At 72.6% G+C, this 16036-nt stretch carries 16 protein-coding genes; 2 read left to right on the top strand and 14 right to left on the bottom strand.

Annotated features, from left to right (window positions below):
* Positions 1-15 precede the first annotated feature (15 nt).
* Positions 16-1185, bottom strand: coding sequence for a trypsin-like serine peptidase (locus tag ACH4FX_RS18365; RefSeq protein ID WP_398480105.1), 1170 nt, complete (start codon positions 1183-1185; stop codon positions 16-18).
* A gap of 118 nt (positions 1186-1303) precedes the next feature.
* Here ACH4FX_RS18365 and ACH4FX_RS18360 point away from each other — a divergent pair, with 118 nt between their 5' ends.
* Complete coding sequence (locus tag ACH4FX_RS18360) at positions 1304-1870, top strand: GNAT family N-acetyltransferase (RefSeq protein ID WP_398480103.1); 567 nt, start codon at positions 1304-1306, stop codon at positions 1868-1870.
* Between the two features lie 25 nt (positions 1871-1895).
* Here the strand turns inward: ACH4FX_RS18360 and ACH4FX_RS18355 are convergent, their stop codons facing one another.
* The 10 genes from ACH4FX_RS18355 to ACH4FX_RS18310 form a co-directional block, all read right to left on the bottom strand.
* A complete protein-coding gene (locus ACH4FX_RS18355; RefSeq protein ID WP_398480101.1) occupies positions 1896-2582 on the bottom strand; it encodes a response regulator in 687 nt (228 codons plus the stop codon).
* A 9-nt stretch (positions 2583-2591) separates the two neighbouring features.
* Positions 2592-2720 carry a hypothetical protein gene (locus ACH4FX_RS18350; RefSeq protein ID WP_398480099.1) on the bottom strand — a complete coding sequence of 43 codons (129 nt, stop codon included), beginning with the start codon at positions 2718-2720 and terminating at the stop codon, positions 2592-2594.
* A 361-nt stretch (positions 2721-3081) separates the two neighbouring features.
* A complete protein-coding gene (locus tag ACH4FX_RS18345; RefSeq protein ID WP_398480097.1) occupies positions 3082-4743 on the bottom strand; it encodes a sensor histidine kinase in 1662 nt (553 codons plus the stop codon).
* A 179-nt stretch (positions 4744-4922) separates the two neighbouring features.
* Positions 4923-5909 carry an ABC transporter substrate-binding protein gene (locus ACH4FX_RS18340; protein ID WP_398480095.1) on the bottom strand — a complete coding sequence of 329 codons (987 nt, stop codon included), beginning with the start codon at positions 5907-5909 and terminating at the stop codon, positions 4923-4925.
* A 2-nt stretch (positions 5910-5911) separates the two neighbouring features.
* Complete coding sequence (locus ACH4FX_RS18335) at positions 5912-7903, bottom strand: ABC transporter permease (RefSeq protein WP_398480093.1); 1992 nt, start codon at positions 7901-7903, stop codon at positions 5912-5914.
* Positions 7900-8166, bottom strand: a complete 267-nt coding sequence (locus ACH4FX_RS18330) for a hypothetical protein (protein WP_398480091.1) — start codon at positions 8164-8166, stop codon at positions 7900-7902. Before ACH4FX_RS18330 ends, ACH4FX_RS18335 begins: the two co-directional genes overlap by 4 nt.
* Positions 8166-9281, bottom strand: coding sequence for a glycine betaine/L-proline ABC transporter ATP-binding protein (locus tag ACH4FX_RS18325; protein WP_398480089.1), 1116 nt, complete (start codon positions 9279-9281; stop codon positions 8166-8168). Before ACH4FX_RS18325 ends, ACH4FX_RS18330 begins: the two co-directional genes overlap by 1 nt.
* Positions 9278-10822, bottom strand: a complete 1545-nt coding sequence (locus tag ACH4FX_RS18320; protein WP_398480087.1) for a GMC family oxidoreductase — start codon at positions 10820-10822, stop codon at positions 9278-9280. The genes ACH4FX_RS18325 and ACH4FX_RS18320 overlap by 4 nt, the downstream gene beginning before the upstream one ends.
* A 58-nt stretch (positions 10823-10880) precedes the next feature.
* Entirely contained in the window at positions 10881-12389 is a 1509-nt protein-coding gene (locus ACH4FX_RS18315) for an aldehyde dehydrogenase family protein (RefSeq protein ID WP_398480085.1), read from the bottom strand.
* Between the two features lie 238 nt (positions 12390-12627).
* Positions 12628-13605, bottom strand: coding sequence for an AraC family transcriptional regulator (locus tag ACH4FX_RS18310; protein WP_398480083.1), 978 nt, complete (start codon positions 13603-13605; stop codon positions 12628-12630).
* Positions 13606-13752: 147 nt separating this feature from the next.
* Here ACH4FX_RS18310 and ACH4FX_RS18305 point away from each other — a divergent pair, with 147 nt between their 5' ends.
* On the top strand, positions 13753-14259 hold the full coding sequence (locus ACH4FX_RS18305; protein ID WP_398480082.1) for a DUF1772 domain-containing protein: 507 nt from the start codon (positions 13753-13755) through the stop codon (positions 14257-14259).
* Here ACH4FX_RS18305 and ACH4FX_RS18300 read toward each other — a convergent pair.
* From ACH4FX_RS18300 to ACH4FX_RS18290, 3 genes are read right to left on the bottom strand one after another with little or no spacing between them, the layout of a single operon-like run.
* Complete coding sequence (locus ACH4FX_RS18300) at positions 14226-14768, bottom strand: hypothetical protein (protein WP_398480080.1); 543 nt, start codon at positions 14766-14768, stop codon at positions 14226-14228. The two genes, ACH4FX_RS18305 and ACH4FX_RS18300, sit on opposite strands and share 34 nt — an antisense overlap.
* Entirely contained in the window at positions 14765-15010 is a 246-nt protein-coding gene (locus ACH4FX_RS18295) for a helix-turn-helix transcriptional regulator (protein ID WP_398480078.1), read from the bottom strand. Before ACH4FX_RS18295 ends, ACH4FX_RS18300 begins: the two co-directional genes overlap by 4 nt.
* 59 nt (positions 15011-15069) lie before the next feature.
* A complete protein-coding gene (locus tag ACH4FX_RS18290) occupies positions 15070-16035 on the bottom strand; it encodes a hypothetical protein (RefSeq protein ID WP_398480076.1) in 966 nt (321 codons plus the stop codon).
* Position 16036 lies beyond the last annotated feature (1 nt).

The following is a 16036-nucleotide window of genomic DNA, read 5'->3' as shown; positions in this document are numbered from 1 at the left end:
CAGCGGGGCCCGCGTTCACGCGAACTTGCGGCTGATCCCGTCGAAGACCCGCTTCGCCTCCGCGCCCAGGTGCGGGCCGGCCAGCCAGGTGTGGTTCAGCGAGCCGATGGAGCTGTTGGAGACCAGGTACGTACGGCCGCCCCGATTGGTGAACCAGCCGCCTCCGGACGTGCCGCCGGTCATCGTGCAGCCGATGCGGTGCATCGCGGGCGTGCCCGGGGCCATCGTGAGGCGGCCGGGGCGGGCCGGGCAGTTCATCATGCGCGCGCCGTCGTACGGGGGCGCGGCCGGGTAGCCGAACGCCTGGAGGCCGTTGATGCGGTCGGCGGACGGGGCGCCGAACCACACCGGCAGCGCCGCGCCGACGGTCTCCTGGAGCGACGTGCCGCCGCCCCGCTCCGGCCGGACGTGCAGCACGGCGAAGTCGTACGCGGACCCGGCGTTGCCGGACCGGGTGCTGCCCATGTCGATCCACTCGCCGGACGTGGTGGCCCAGTTCGCCCACCACACCCCGTACGGCGCGACTTCCTGGGCCGGGGCCCGGCCGACCTGGCTCATCGGCAGGCCCTGGTCGTTGTAGGACGGCACGAAGACGATGTTGCGCATCCAGCCGCCGCGCTTGCCGGTGTGCACGCAGTGGCCCGCGGTCCACACCAGGTTGGACCTGCCCGGGTGCGCGGGGTCCTCGACGACGGTGCCGGAGCAGACCATCGGGCCCTGCGGGCTGTCGAACATGATCTTGCCGATGGGGGCCATGTGCTGGTGGTACGGCCGGGCCACCTGCCGGGCCTGCACCGGGCGCGGCTCGGGGTCGGTGCCGCCGTCGGCCGTACCGGCGCTCTGCGCGGTGACGTCCGGCGTGGTCTTCGCCTCGGCCATCCGGGACGGGTTCCACAGGTCCTTGATGATCGGGTTGGCGAACTCGGACGCCTTGCGGGACCACCGGTCCCAGTCCTGCCAGCCGCCCTTCTGCCACTTCTTCAGGTCGTCCAGGGTGGACGGCAGGCCGTTGGGCAGTTCGGGGCCGCCCGCGTCCTGGCCCGCCCCGCCTCCCTGGTGCCCGGCCCCGGCCGAACTCCCCGGCGCGGCGGCGGCCTTGTCGTCGCCGGGGCCGCAGGCGGTGACGGCGGCGAGCAGCGTGACCACCGCGGCGGCGGCCGCGGCGGTACGGCGTATGGCAGGCATGGAGCGAATTCCCCCTGGTGCGTCCGGTCATGCGGGATAAAAGGCCTGCCCCCGGCCGGGGGCGTGTCTACTATGCCTGTGCCCCACGCAGGGCCACCGACGAGGGGTTGCGCGCACCATGGAGATTTTTGCGGCACATGACCTGCGGACGCCCCGGATGCGGCTGCGCCGGCTGACCGAGGCCGACGCACCGCACCTCGTCGCGCTGCACGGCGATCCGGACGTGATGCGTTTCCTCGGCGACGGAAAACCCGTACCGCGCGCGGAAGTCCTGGAAAGGACGCTGCCGGTCATGCTGGCCCGGCAGGGCCACCGGAACATGCTCGGTTACCGGGCGGCGGAGAAAGCGGACACCGGGGAATTCCTCGGCTGGTTCGAACTCGTACCGGCGAACCGGGGGAATCCCGGGGAAGTCGAGCTGGGATTCCGGCTGCTGCCGTCGGCCTGGGGCCACGGTTACGCCACCGAAGGCGCCCGCGCACTGGTCCGCGCCGCTTTCACCGTGTGCGGCGCCCGGCGCGTCATGGGCACCACCATGGCGGTCAACACCGCGTCCCGGCGCGTCATGGAAAAGGCGGGACTGCGGTACGTCCGTACGTTCCACGAGGAGTGGCCCGACCCCATCGAAGGGGCGGAGCACGGCGACGTCGAATACGCCCTCGACCTCGCCGACTGGCGGGCCTGAGCCGCCGCGCTTCGGATGCGGGGCCTCAGCCCGCCAGCCCCGCCTGGTGGGCCAGCAGGGCGGCCTGTACCCGGCTCTCGGTGCCGGTCTTGTCGAGGATGCGCCCGACGTGCGTCTTGACCGTGCCCAGGCCGATCTCCAGCCGGCGGCCGATCTCCAGGTTCGACAGTCCCTCGCCGAGCATCGCCAGCACCTCCCGCTCCCGGTCGGTCAGCCCGGCGAGCCGTGCGTCGGCGTTCCCGGCGCCGAGCCGGCCGCCGCCCTGGAGCATCCGCTTGACGACGTGCCCGGTCACACCGGGCGAGAGGACCGCGTCGCCGGCCGCCGCCGCCCGTACGGCGCTGATCAGCTCCTGCGGCCCCTCGTCCTTGAGCAGGAAGCCGCTCGCGCCGGCCTGGAGGGCGCGGGTGACGTTCTCCTCGTCGCCGAACGTGGTGAGCATGACGACCTGCGGCTTCGGGTCGAGCCGGACCAGCTGTTCGATCGCCGCGAGGCCGTCCAGCACCGGCATGCGGATGTCCACCAGGGCCACGTCGACCGGCTGCCGGGCGGCCAGCTCGACCGCCTCGGCACCGTTGGCGGCCTCCGCGACGACGTCGATGTCCTCGGCGTGCCGCAGGATGAGCCGGACGCCGTGCCGGATCATTTCCTCGTCGTCGGCGAGGAGGACGCGGACGGGCCCTGCGGCGCGCGCACCGTGGAGATCGCTCATGCGCCCACACTAACCGGGCGGCGCCACCGGGCCGTCCTCCGCCGGTTCCATGGTCACGCCGAAGCTGTACTCCCCGCCCGGCTCCTCGCGCAGCGAGCCCGGCACCCCGCCCACACCGGCCCGCAGCGCCTCGGCCATGCCCCGGGTGATCCGCGCGTCGGGCCGTGGCGCCGGTTCCGCGCCCGCGGCCGGTTCGTCCGCCCCGAGCCGCGCACCGCCCCAGGCCGTGCAGCGGGCAGCGCCACGCGCCCGGTGCCCGGCCCCATGAAGGCGGCGGTGCCCGCGGCGACGACGACCCGGGCCCAGGTCTGCGAGCGTCCGGGCACGTACTCGCTGAAGACGGTACCGGAGCACGTACGCGTGCCAGGCCTCCACGGCCATGTCGCTCCCCTCGACGGCCGGCAACCGGCGGCTGACGGCCGTCGGCCATCGGCCGTCGGCCTGGCCGAACGGTAGCGGCACCGGGGGCCGGTGGGGTGCCGGTGTGCAGACATCGTGATCAGGGCGCGGCCGGCAGCCAGAACTTCTCCATCTCGACCAGCACGTCATTGCGGAAGCAGTACCGGGTGATCTCCATGCGGCCGTCCACGGGATCGTCGCTCGTGTACGGGAACATGCACTGCGTACCGCTCGGCCGGGGCGGCTCGCGGCCCGCCGCGGCGGCGCGGGCGAGGCCGCTGTCGAAGGCGCTGGCGTTCTCGACCTCCGTCCGCGTCATGCCGACGTGGACCTCGCGCGGGGGCGGCGGCTCCTGGGCCGTCCGGGACTCCTGCACCAGCATCAGGCCGAGCGCCAGCATCGTGCCCACCCCGACCAGCCCGAGGCATCCGGTCGCCAGACCGGGCAGGTGCCGCAGGACGCCGGGCAGTGCGCCGGGGACCCGCCGTTCCCCGGCGGCCAGGGCGGCGGGCGAGGCGTCCGGCTGCCCGGCGGACGCCGTGGAGGGGTCCGGATGGGCGGGCACCGTCGCCTCGACCAGGAAGCCGCCCGCCCCGGTCGGCCCGGTCCGCAGCTCGCCGCCGAGCAGGCCCACCCGCTCCCGCAGGCCGGTCAGGCCGCGGCCGGTGCCGAGCCCGGTGGTGGCTTCCGGCGGCTCCGGGGGCGCTTCGTTGCGGACGGTGACCCGAACCCGCTCGGCGGTGTGCTCGACGGCCAGCTCGACGGAGGCGCCGGCCGCGTACCGGTGGACGTTGGTCAGCGCCTCGCGCACCACGCGGTGCACGGCGCGCCGTACCCGCGGCTCCAGTCCGTCCAGGTCGGCGCCCTGCCAGCGGACGGCGACGGGGATGCCCGCGGCCCGGGACTCCTCGGCGAGCGCCGCGATGTCCGCGCGGGTGCCGGTGGCGTCGGTCAGCGCCTCGGTGCCGGTGTCGCGGCCCAGCGGGCCGAGGACGCCGAGGACCCCGCGCAGCTCGTTCATGGCGTCCCGGGTGGCCACCCGGACCTGTGCGGCCTCCTCCTTCAGCTCGGGCGCCTTGGCGGCGAGCGCCATCTCCAGGCCGCCGCTGTGCAGCGAGATCAGGCTGAGCCGGTGGCCCACCAGGTCGTGCATCTCGGCGGCGATACGGGAGCGCTCCTCGACGCGGGACGCGCTGTCGATCAGCCGGCGGGCCTCCTCCGCGGCGGCGGCCCGCTCCCGCAGGGCCACCACCAGACGCTCCTGCTGACCGCGTGAGCTGCCGACCAGGCCGGGGATCAGGATGCCGACGCCGCCGACCACGGCGCCCTGCGCGAAGCCGAGGCTCCAGCTCTCGTACGCGGTGCCGACCGTGCCGGCGACGGCGGTGAGCACGGGGATGACGGTGGCGGTGAGCAGGACGGCGGTACGGCGGCGCGGGTCGTCCGTACGGCGGATCGCGTCGTAGGCGACGAGGGCGGTCAGCATGCCGCCGACCGGCAGGGCGCCCGCGAACGCGGCGAGGACCAGCAGGACGGTGACGGGGTGACGCCGCCGGACGGGCAGCAGCACCGCCGCCGCGGCGCACAGGGCCACCTTCGTCTCGGCGGGCAGCAGCCCGAACCAGCCGAACGAATAGGGCCCCACGAGGCCGAGGTAACCGAGCGCCACGGCCATTTCGAAGAGGACGGCCAGGCGGCGCCGTTTGCGTCGGCGGGGAGCGGCGGCGTCGTACGGCCGGGCCGTCGGCGGCGTGGAGGGCATGCCCTCGATTATCCGGACGCCGGTGCCGCGACCGGTGGACCCTGAGAAGGAGAACGGGCCGGGCGGGTCTGCCCGAAGACAGACCCGCCCGGCCCGTGGCGTTCCCGCGGCGGCCTCCCGGGCAGCCATTCGGCTGTCCGATGGGCGGCCGCTCGGCTATCCCGCGGGGAACCGCTCGGCTACTTCTTCGGCAGCCATTTCTTCCAGACCTCCGGGTGCTTCTCCACCCAGGCCTTGCCCGCCTCGTCGGCCGACATGCCCTTGGCGGCGATCATCTCGGAGACCTCGTTCTGGTTCTCCTTCGTCCAGTGGAAATTCTTCAGGAACGCCGCGGCGTCGGAGCCGCCCTCGGCGAATTCCGTGTTGAAGAACTTCTGCAGCGGCGTCGTCGGATAGGCGCAGTCGATGGACGCGGGGTCATGGGCGCCCTTTTCCGCACAGGCGTCGGTGTATTCGGGGAGTTTCACCTCCACCATCGGCACCTGGTTGAACAGCCACTGCGGTTCGTACCAGTACGTCAGGAACGGCTTCTTCTGCTTGGCGAACTGCTGGATCTGGGTGATCTGCGCCGCCTCGGAACCCGCGAAGACGACCTCGTAGTCCAGCTTGAGGTTCTTCACCAGCGCCTTGTCGTTGGTGACGTAGGACGGCGAGCCGTCCATCAGCTGGCCCTTGCTGCCGCTCTCCGAGGTGCGGAGCTGGTCGGCGTACTTGTTGAGGTTCTTCCAGTCGGTCACGTCCGGGTGCTTGTCGGCCCAGTACTTGGGCACCCACCACCCGATGTGGCCGGTGACACCGTTGCCGCCGCCCGCCGTGATCGTCTTCTTGTCCTTGACGTACCGCTTCTCCTGGTCCGGGTGGCCCCAGTCCTCCAGGATGGCGTCCACCCGGCCCTGGCTGAGCGCGTCCCACGCCGGGATCTCGTCCACCTGGACGGTGTCGACGTGGTACTTCAGCTCGTGTTCGAGCAGGTACTTGGCGACCGCGACGTTGGCCTGCGCGCCGACCCAGGTCTGTACGGACAGGGTGACGGAGCGCTGGCCGCCCGCCGCCTGGAAGGGCGAGCCCTGCTTGGTCATGTCGGCCTTGCCGCAGCCGGAGAGGGCGAGCAGCGTCGCCCCCGCCAGCGCGGCGGCCCCCGCCACGCGGATGCGGGTACGGGTCATCGTCAGGCTCCCTTCCCCGTCGTACGGCGCTGCGTCGGCTGGGTCACCCGGTCGAGCATCAGGCCGAGGCAGACGATCGCGACGCCCGCGACCAGGCCGAGCGCCAGGTCGCCCTTGGCCAGGCCGGTGACCACGTCGTAACCGAGCGCGCCACCGCCCACCAGACCGCCGATGATGACGACGGCGAGGACCAGGACGACGCCCTGGTTGACGGCCAGCAGCAGCGCGGGCCGGGCCAGCGGGAGCTGAACCTGCCGCAGTATCTGCCAGCGGGTGGCGCCCAGCGAGCGCGCGGACTCCATCGCGCCCGGGTCCACCTGCCGCAGGCCCTGGGTGGTGATACGGATGACCGCGGGCAGCGCGTAGACGACGGCGGCGGCAGCGGCCGGGGCACGGCCCACGGCGAACAGCGCGACCACCGGGATCAGGTACACGAACTGCGGCATGGTCTGCATGACGTCCAGCACCGGGCGCAGGATCGCCTCCAGGCGCTTGCTGCCCGCGGCGAGGATGCCGATGCCGAAGCCCAGCACCAGGGTCACCGCGAGGGCGGCGAGGACCTGGGAGAGGGTGTTCATGGACGGCTTCCACACGCCCAGGACGCCGATGGCGGCCATCGCCAGCGTCGCGGTCAGCGCCGTACGCCAGGTGCCGATCAGCCAGGCCAGCGCGGCGACGATCAGCAGCGCGCCCCACCAGGGCAGCGCCGTCAGGCCGTCGCGCAGCGGGTCCAGGACCCAGGAGGTGAAGTGCGCGGCCCAGTCGGCGGTGCCGCCGACGACCGGGACTCCGGAGTAGAGGTGGTCGACCATCCACTCCTTGAAGTCGTTGACCGGGCGGGCGATGGCCACCGTCCAGCCGGAGGGCCAGATCGTCGAGCCGGCCAGCCGGCCCGCGACGGTGGCGAGCACGGTCAGGGCGGCGACACCGGCCCAGGCGTACCAGCCGCGCAGCAGCTTGGGGCCGCGGGTGACCGCGTCGGCGCCCATCCGCTCGCCGGCCGCGGCGGTCGTGCGGTCCATGACGATGGCGAGCAGCACGATCGGTACGGCGGCGGCGAGCGCGGCGCCGACGTCCACCGAGGCGAGCGCCTGGTAGACGCGGTCACCGAGGCCGGCCGCGCCGATCATGGAGGCGATGACCGCCATGGACAGCGCCATCATGATCGTCTGGTTGAGGCCGAGCAGCAGTTCCTTGCGGGCCAGCGGCAGCCGGGCGGTCAGCAGCCGCTGCCGGCCGGTGGCGCCGAGCGAGGTGACGGCCTCCAGGACGCCGGGGTCGGCGCCGCGCAGGCCGAGCGCGGTCAGCCGGGCCATCGGCGGGGCCGCGTAGACGACGGTGGCCAGCAGCGCGGCGGGCACGCCGATGCCGAAGACCAGCACCACGGGCAGCAGGTACGCGAAGGCCGGCAGCACCTGCATGGTGTCCAGCACCGGCCGCAGGATCTTGAACAGCCGCTCGGAGAGGCCGCCCGCCAGTCCCAGCAGCGCGCCCACCACGACCGAGGCGAGCACCGCCACGATCATCAGGGCGAGGGTCTGCATGGTCGGCAGCCACATGTCCAGGACGCCGCTGACGGCGAAGGAGATCAGCGCGGTCGCGGCGATGCGCAGGCCCGCGACGCGCCAGGCGACGAGGGTGACGCCCGCGGTGACGCCGGTCCAGCCGAGCAACAGCAGCAGCTGGTAGACGGCGCGTACGGAGATGACGACGGCGTTGCTGAGGTGGCCGAGGAAGTACACGAACAGCGGGTGGCTGTCGCGGTTGTCGATGATCCAGTCGCTGGTCCGGCCGAGCGGGCCGGTGAGATCGACGGTCAGGTCACTCGGCCAGGTGCCGCTGGACCACTTGGCGTGGGCGAGCGGTACGAGGACCGCGGCGGCGACGGCGAGTACGAGGATCTTGCGGAGGCCGCGGCTCTGGAGGGCGGCCTGGAGAGCGCCCTGCCGGTCGGGCGCGGTGCCGGTGCTTGCGGTGGGGGTGGCGGCCGTCATGCGCGCCCCCGCTTCACCGTGCCGGCCGGTATCTGCATCGCCGCGGCGCGCTGGGCGTCGTGCCAGCGGCGTTGCACGGCGGTGCGGAACCGGTCCACCAGGGAGTCGGTGCCAGGGACTTGCCGGGTACGGGCCCGGGGCTGGGCCCGGGTCGGCGGATCGAGGGTCCGTACCTGGGCGGGCGCCACCCGGACGGGCCGCCGCGTCGGGGGCCAGCCGGCCGCCGCGAGGGCGGCGTCGGCGGTACTGGTGTGCGTGGACATCAGGCAGCCACCTCGCCGGCGTCGATCTTGGCGACGACGTTGAGCAGGCAGGTGCTGTCCACGATGCCCAGGCAGCGCTTGCCGTCCATCACGCGGGCCGCGCCGCCGGAGCGGGCGACGGCCTCGATGGCGTCGGCGACCAGGGTGTCCGGCGCGAGCGCGGCCCCCGTCTCCGCCTCGCCGGCCTCGGCCGGACGCATGGCGCGGCGTACGGTCAGCACCTGCTCGCGCGGCACGTCCTGGACGAAGTCGCGTACGTAGTCGTCCGCCGGGGAGCCCACGATCTCCTCGGGGGTGCCCAGTTGAACGATCTTGCCGTCCCGCATGAGGGCGATCCGGTCGCCGATGCGCAGGGCCTCGGCGAGGTCGTGGGTGATGAAGACCATGGTGCGGCCCTCGTCCTCGTGCAGCCGGACGACCTCTTCCTGCATGTCCCGCCGGATCAGCGGGTCGAGCGCGCTGAACGGCTCGTCGAACAGCAGGACTTCGGGGTCCACGGCGAGCGCGCGGGCCAGCCCGACGCGCTGCTGCTGGCCACCGGACAGCTGCCCGGGGCGGCGGTTCTCCAGCCCCGCCAGGCCGACCTTCTCCACCATCTCGGCGGCGCGCTCGCGGCGTTCGGCACGCGGTACGCCCTGGATCTCCAGGCCGTACGCGACGTTGTCGAGCACCGAGCGGTGCGGCAGCAGGCCGAAGTGCTGGAAGACCATGGCGGCGCGGCGGCGGCGCAGTTCGCGCAGCTGGGCCTTGTCCATGGCGCGCACGTCCTCGCCGTCCATGTCCAGGCCGCCGCTGGTCGGCTCGATGAGCCTGGTCAGACAGCGCACCAGGGTGGACTTGCCGGAACCCGACAGGCCCATGACGACGAAGACCTCGCCCTGGTGGACGTCGAAGCTGACGTCGCGGACGGCGGCCGTGCAGCCGGTCCGCTCGCGCAGTTCGCGCGCGGACAGACCGGTCAGCTCGGCGTCCCCGGGGACGCGCTCGGCCTTCGGGCCGAAGACCTTCCACAGGTTGCGGACGGAGAAGACCACGTCCCGGCCGTCCTGGGACGGCCGGTCGTCGGCGGCCTTGCGGGGCTGGGGTATGCCGGTTTCGGAGGCGGTGGCGGTCATCGGGCATCACCTCCCCGGGTCGGGGAGTCGACGAGCAGTTCGGCGGCCTTCTCCCCCACCATCAGCACACCGATCATCGGGTTCACGGCGGGCATCGTCGGGAAGACCGACGCGTCGGCGATCCGGATGCGGGACAGGCCGCGGATCTTCAGCTCCGGGTCCACGACCGCCGTCTCGTCGTCCTTGGCGCCCATCTTGCAGGTGCCCGCCGGGTGGTAGACGGTGTGCGCGGCCTTGCGCACCAGCTCGCTGATCTCCTCGTCCTCGGTGACGTCCGGGCCGGGGAAGACCTCGCGCTTGAGCCACTTCTTGAACGGCTCGGCCTCGGCGACCTTACGGGCCAGCTTGATGCCGTCCACGAGGGTCCGGCCGTCGTAGTCGTCCTCGTCCATGAAGTACTTGAAGTCGAGCGCCGGCTTGACCTCGGGGTCCTTGGAGGTGAGGTACAGCCGCCCGCGCGACCGCGACTTGGGGATGTTCGGCGTCATCGACACACCGTGCTCGGGGCGTTCGTAGCCCAGCCGCTCCGGGTTGTCGGTGAACGGGATCTGGTAGAAGTGGAACATCAGGTCCGGGCCCTTGTGGTCCGGGTCCCGCTTCACGAACAGGCCCGCGTCGGAGTCCATCGCGGAGTTCCCCGGGATCGGCCCGTTGGTCTCCCACACGATCACCGACTCCGGGTGGTCGATCAGGTTCTCGCCGACGCCCGGCAGGTCCACCTTGCAGTCGATGCCCAGCGCTTCGAGGTCCTTCTTCGGCCCGATGCCCGAGTGCATCAGCAGGCGCGGGGTGTCCACCGCGCCGGCGCACACCAGCACCTCGCGGGCGGCCTCGACGTACACCTCCTCGCCGTCCTTGGTGCGGACGTGCACGCCCTTGGCGGTGGTGCCGTCCAGCTCCAGCTTCGTCGCCCAGGTCTCCAGCATCAGCGTGAGGTTGGGGCGGTCACCGGCCTCCATGTGCGGGTGCAGGTACGCCACCGATGCGGAGGAGCGCTTGTTGTTCTCCGGGTGGTACGACAGGTCGAAGAACCCGACGCCCTCCTCGAACGGCTGGTCGTTGAAGCCGACGACCTCGGGCACGCCGAGGGCGGTCTTCGTGGCCTCGATCCAGTCGGTGGCGATCTGGTTCTGGTCCTTCTTCGCCACCCGCACGATGTTGTTGCGCAGCTTGCCGAAGTAGGGGTCCATGTCCTTGGCGCCCCAGCCGGTGGCGCCCGCCGCCTCCCACTCGTCCCAGTCGGACGGCAGCGGCTTGAAGGAGATCAGGGTGTTGTGCGACGAGCAGCCGCCCAGCACCTTGGCGCGGCTGTGCAGGATGTGCGAGTTGCCGCGGGGCTGCTCGGTGGTGGTGTACTCGTAGTCCAGCTCGCCGCCGAGCAGGCCGAGCCACTTGCGCAGCGTCAGCACGTCCTCGCGGTCGATGTCGGACGGGCCGCCCTCGATGACGGCGACGCTGACGCCGGGGTCCTCGGTGAGGCGGGAGGCGATCACCGATCCTGCGGTGCCGCCACCGACGATCACGTAGTCGTACACGGGCATGAGGTGGTGCTCCTTCTGCAAAGTTCGTGCGTGCGCGGTGCGGTGAACAGACGGGCCCTCAGCCCGCGAACCAGCGGACCGGTTCCGGCCGGAGGTTCTCGTAAACGTGCTTGCTCTCGCGGTACTCGTCCAGACCCGCGGGGCCCAGTTCCCGGCCGATGCCGGACTTTCCGAACCCGCCCCACTCGGCCTGCGGGAGGTACGGGTGGTAGTCGTTGATCCAGACCGTGCCGTGCCGCAGCCGGGCGGCGACCCGCCGGGCGCGGGCGGTGTCGGCCGACCAGACGCCGCCGGCCAGGCCGTACTCGGTGTCGTTGGCCAGCGCGACGGCCTCGTCCTCGGTCGTGAACGTCTCCACCGTCAGGATCGGCCCGAAGGTCTCCTCACGGACCACCTTCATGTCGCGGTGGCAGCCGTCCAGCACGGTCGGGCTGTAGAAGTAGCCGGTGGCCGGGCGGACATCGCTGGGCTCCGGACGGCGACCGCCGCAGCGCAGCTGAGCACCCTCCTGAAGGGCGGACGCCACGTACGCCTCGACCTTCTCCAGCTGCTGCTGCGAGACGAGTGGGCCGCACTCGACACCCTCGGCCGTACCGCGGCCCAGCTTGATCTTCTCGGCGCGGCGGGCCAGTTCGGCGACGAAACGGTCCCGCACCGACTCCTCGATGATCAGGCGGGCACCGGCCGAGCAGACCTGGCCGCTGTGCGCGAACGCGGCGTTCAGCGCCTGGTCCACGGCGGTGTCGAAGCCCTCGTCGGTGGCGCAGGCATCGGCGAACACGACGTTCGGGTTCTTGCCGCCCAGCTCCAGCGCGATCTTCTTGGCGCCCGCGACCGCCGCCGCACCGGCCTTCGTACCGCTGACCAGGCCACCGGTGAAGGAGAACAGGTCCACGTCCGGGTGCTCGGCCAGCCGCTGGCCGACCGGCACGCCCGCACCGGTGACGATGTTCGCCACCCCGGCCGGCAGCCCGGCCTCGACCAGCAGCTTGACCAGGTGCACGGTGGAGAGCGGGGTGACCTCGCTCGGCTTGATGACGAAGGTGTTGCCCGCGGCGAGCGCCGGAGCGATCTTCCAACTGGCCTGGAGCAGCGGGTAGTTCCAGGGGGTGATCATCGCGCAGACGCCCACCGGCTCGTGCACGACGACACTGTGCACGTCCGGGCTCCCGGCGTCCACGACACGCCCGCCGCTCTCGTTCATCACCAGGTCCGCGAAGTAACGGAAGGCGTTGGTGACGTCGTCGACGTCCACCCGGCCCTCTTCGAGGGTCTTGCCGGTGTCCCGGCTCTCTATGAGGGCGATCTCCTCGCGGTCCCGCTGGAGCAGATCGGCGACCCGCCGCAGCAGCGCGGCCCGCTCCGCGACCGGGGTACGGGGCCACTGCCCGGCCCCGCCGTCGAAGGCACGGCGCGCGGCCTCGACCGCCGCGTCGGCGTCCTCGGCCCCGCCCTCGGCGACGACCTCGAGCGTCTTCGCATCGGCGGGGTCCAGGATCTCCCGCGTCCCCCCGGACACGGCGGCGCGCCACACCCCGTCTACGTGAATCGTCTCGCTTGCCGACACGTTTGTTCTGCCTTTCGACTTCCGGTTTGCTGCCACTGGTTCACACCAGCAACGAGGACCCCTCCCCGGAACCCCCTCACCTATGCCGAAACCTTCCGGGAAAGTGACCCGACTCACTCTTCCGGCCCCCGGAATACAGGTTTGACGGGCCCGATCCGGGTCACTGGTCTGCCTTTACGGCCCCCTGCCGACCCGCCGCACGGGGGCCATACGGCCCTTTCGGCCCTCCGTACACCCCTCAGACCGCCGCGTGCGGCGCAGCACCACCGCCCCGGCGGTACTCGCGCGGACTGATCCCCCGCACCCGCTTGAAGGCCGCGCTGAGCGCGAATGAGCTGCCGTAGCCGACACGGCGGGCCACCGCGCCGAGCGTGGCGTCCGGCTCGCGCAGGAGATCGGCGGCGAGTGTGAGGCGGAGATTCGTCAGGTACGTCATGGGCGGCTCGCCGACCAGCGCGGTGAAGCGGCGGCCCAGCGCCGCGCGCGAGACGCCGCTCGCGGCGGCGAGTCCGGCGACGGTCCAGGCCCGCGCCGGTTCGGCGTGCAGCAGCCGCAGCGCGCGGCCCACCACGGGGTCGCCCTCCGCACCGTACCCACCCGGCACCTCGGCCTCCGGCCGGGCGAACCAGGCCCGCAGGGCGGTGGTCAGCAACAGGTCCAGCAGCCGGTCGAGGACGACTTCCTGCCCCGGCGCGTCCCGGCCGATCTCCGCTTCGAGGAGCGGCACCAGCGAGGAGTTCCAGGCGTCGGCGGCCAGCCGCACCAGCGGTGGCAGCGCGCGCAGCAGCCGCTGATCGACCTCGCCGCGCATCTGATACGTACCGCTGAGCAGCACCACCGGCCCGTCGGCACGGTCGCCCCAGGTCCGTACGCCCAGCCCCATGGCCTCGCACAGCCCCGCACCCTGCGGCGTCGCGGAGACCTGCCCGGGGTGGATGACGACGCGCGGCGGGGTGGCCGGGTCGCCTGCGACGGTGTACGGGTCGGGGCCGCGCAGAATCGCCACGTCACCGGGGTGCAGCGGGGTCGCGGCGGTCCGGCCCGCGGGCCCCCCTGCCCCATCCGTGACCACCCACCCCTCCCCCCGCGCCATCGTCACGGCGGTGAGCGGGGCCTCGTCCTGGATGCGCAGCGACCAGGGAGGGGTGAGGACCGAGCGCATGAGGAAGGCGCCGCGGGCGCACGGCCCGTCCAGCAGGCCGGTCAGGGCGTCCATGGCGTGAGCGTAGAACACGGCTGGACGCACGGACATGCGAGCGAGCCGCCCGGCCATGGGCCGCCCCGCCCCGTCCGGCCTTCACTGGTTCGCAGGGCACGGGAGCCACCGGCCCGCCGGACACCGCCAGCAGAGGACCGCCATCGCATGTACGACACTGCCCGCACCGCCACTCTGTTCGCCGCCACGCTGGCCACGGGCCTCGTCGCGGGCCTGTTCTTCGCGTTCTCCGTCGCCGTGATGCCGGGGCTGCGGCAGGCCGACGACGCGACGTTCGTCACCGCGATGCAGCGGATCAACACCGCCATCCGGAACGGATGGTTCGCTTCGGCCTTCGCCGGCGCGCCCCTCCTCATCGCCGCCGCCACCGCCTTCCACCTGCGCACCGGCGCCCGCGCGACCCTCCCCTGGACGGCGGCCGCGCTCGTCCTCTACGTGGCGATGCTCGCCATCACCTTCACCATCAATGTCCCGCTGAACAACATCCTCGACGCCGCGCACGCACCGGGCGAACTCTCCACGTCGCGCGCCCACTTCGAGGACAAGTGGAACCGCTGGAATCTTGTCCGCACCCTCACCGCGACAGCGGCGCTGACCTGCCTGATCCGCGCGGTGCTGGGCTACTCGTCCCTCTCGTCGGCCGGTTCGTCCTGAGCCGTCATCCCGGCCACCCACAGGGGCATCAGCCAGTGCACGACGAACGCCGAGATCAGCACGGGGAGGACCGCCCCGCCGGCCGTCAGGCCGCCGAGCTCGCCGACCACGATGCCGCCCGCCGCAGCACACAACAGTACGTATGTGGTCAGGCGGTGGGCCAGGGCGCGCACCCGGTCGCGCTCGGCCAGTTGGCGCTCGTCGAGGACACGGGTCCGCAGTTCGAGAAGGCCGCGGGTGGCCGCGTTGATCACGGCGGTGGCCATGCACCAGGGGAGCACCAGCACCAGCGGCAGGAAGCTGAGCCAGACCGTGGCGGTCGCGAGCGCACTGAACACCGCGGCCAGGCTCGCCACGGTGAGCAGTATGTGCACGACGACGACCGCCCGCCGCCGCCCCACCGTCGCGTACAGCCCAGGGGCCTCGCGTCTGTTCATGAGGGCGTACATGCGCTCGTCGTAGCGCGTACGCGCCCGGCGGGGGGTGGGGGTGGTGCCGGCGGTCGTCATGGTTTCCTCCCGTAGACCTCGTCCGTGAGCGGGCGGAACGGCCGGAGGGAGAACAGTGCCTCCACCGGCAGCTCGAAGAACTCGGCCATGCGCAGGGCGAGATCGAGGCTCGGGTTGTACTGCCCGCGTTCGATGTAGCCGATGGTCTGGTAGTGGGCACCGACCGCATCGGCCAGCGCCTGCCGGGACACCTTGCGCTCGGCACGCACCATCGCCAGCCTGTTGTGGACCTGCTCGCTCATGTATAAGAAGTACTACATTGCGGTGCAGGTGCACAACGGTCGTGGCACGTGGTGAGGGTTCAGGTGGTCCGAGGGGTGAAGAACTGCAGCGCCGTTTGCTGGATGCGGCTCTGGGCGGGCCAGTCGGCGTCCGGGCCGAGGACGAGGACGGCGAACTGGCGGCCGTCGGGGACGGTGAAGGCGCGGTCGGTGACGCGGGCGCGGACGCCCAGTTTGTCGCTGTCGTAGGCGTAGACAAGTTCGGTGGCGCCCGAGCCGATGCCGATGTCCGCGACCGGGCCCAGGCTCATCTCCACGTAGCCGGACTTGTCGGCGAGGCTGCGGGAGGTGGCCTTCAGGGCTTCGTACGGGGTGATGTCGGGTTCGGTGATCTCGAAGATCTGGAGGAGGTAGCGCTCGTCGGGGGCGGTGTAGAAGACGCCGTCCTTGCGTTCGGTGCGCTGCCAGCCCTCCGGTACGGCGAGGGAGAAACCGGCGCTGTCCCGCGCCAGCCGGTAGCCGGACGGGAGGGTGCCCGAGGGGGCGCCGGAGGCGGCGGTGCCGAACGGCGGGGTGCCGGTGGCGGTGCCGGTCGGCACGTCGGCCGGGGCGGTGGCCCGGTGCCGGTCCGGGGACGAGGCGGTCGGCGAGACCGCCGTACGGCCGTCGGAGCGGACCGTGGCCTCGTCGCCGCCCCACAGCAGCCAGCCCCCGCCGAACCCCGCGGCGACCACGGCGACCGCCGCGGCGACGACGAGCGGCGTCGACCAGGAGCGCGGGTGGGCGGCGGACATCCCGGAGCCCGGTGCCGCCGGGTCGCGGGACGGGTCGTGGGGCGGCGGGTAGGCCGGTGGGTCACAAGCGTCGGCCCCTTCGCCGGTGGAGAAGTGCGCGCCGGACGGTGGCGCGCCTCCCGGCCCGGGGACGAATCCGGGCTTCGACGGCGGCGGGCTCGTGTACGGCGCGGGGGCCGGGCCGCCGGAGTCCCAGCGCTGTTCCTCGTCGTTCCAGCGCGCCCCGCCCGCGCCGCCCCCCTGTGCGTTCATG

The sequence above is a fragment of the Streptomyces sp. NPDC018019 genome (genome assembly GCF_044327805.1).
Lineage (GTDB): Bacteria > Actinomycetota > Actinomycetes > Streptomycetales > Streptomycetaceae > Streptomyces.
This window is presented reverse-complemented; position numbering and strand designations above follow the sequence as displayed.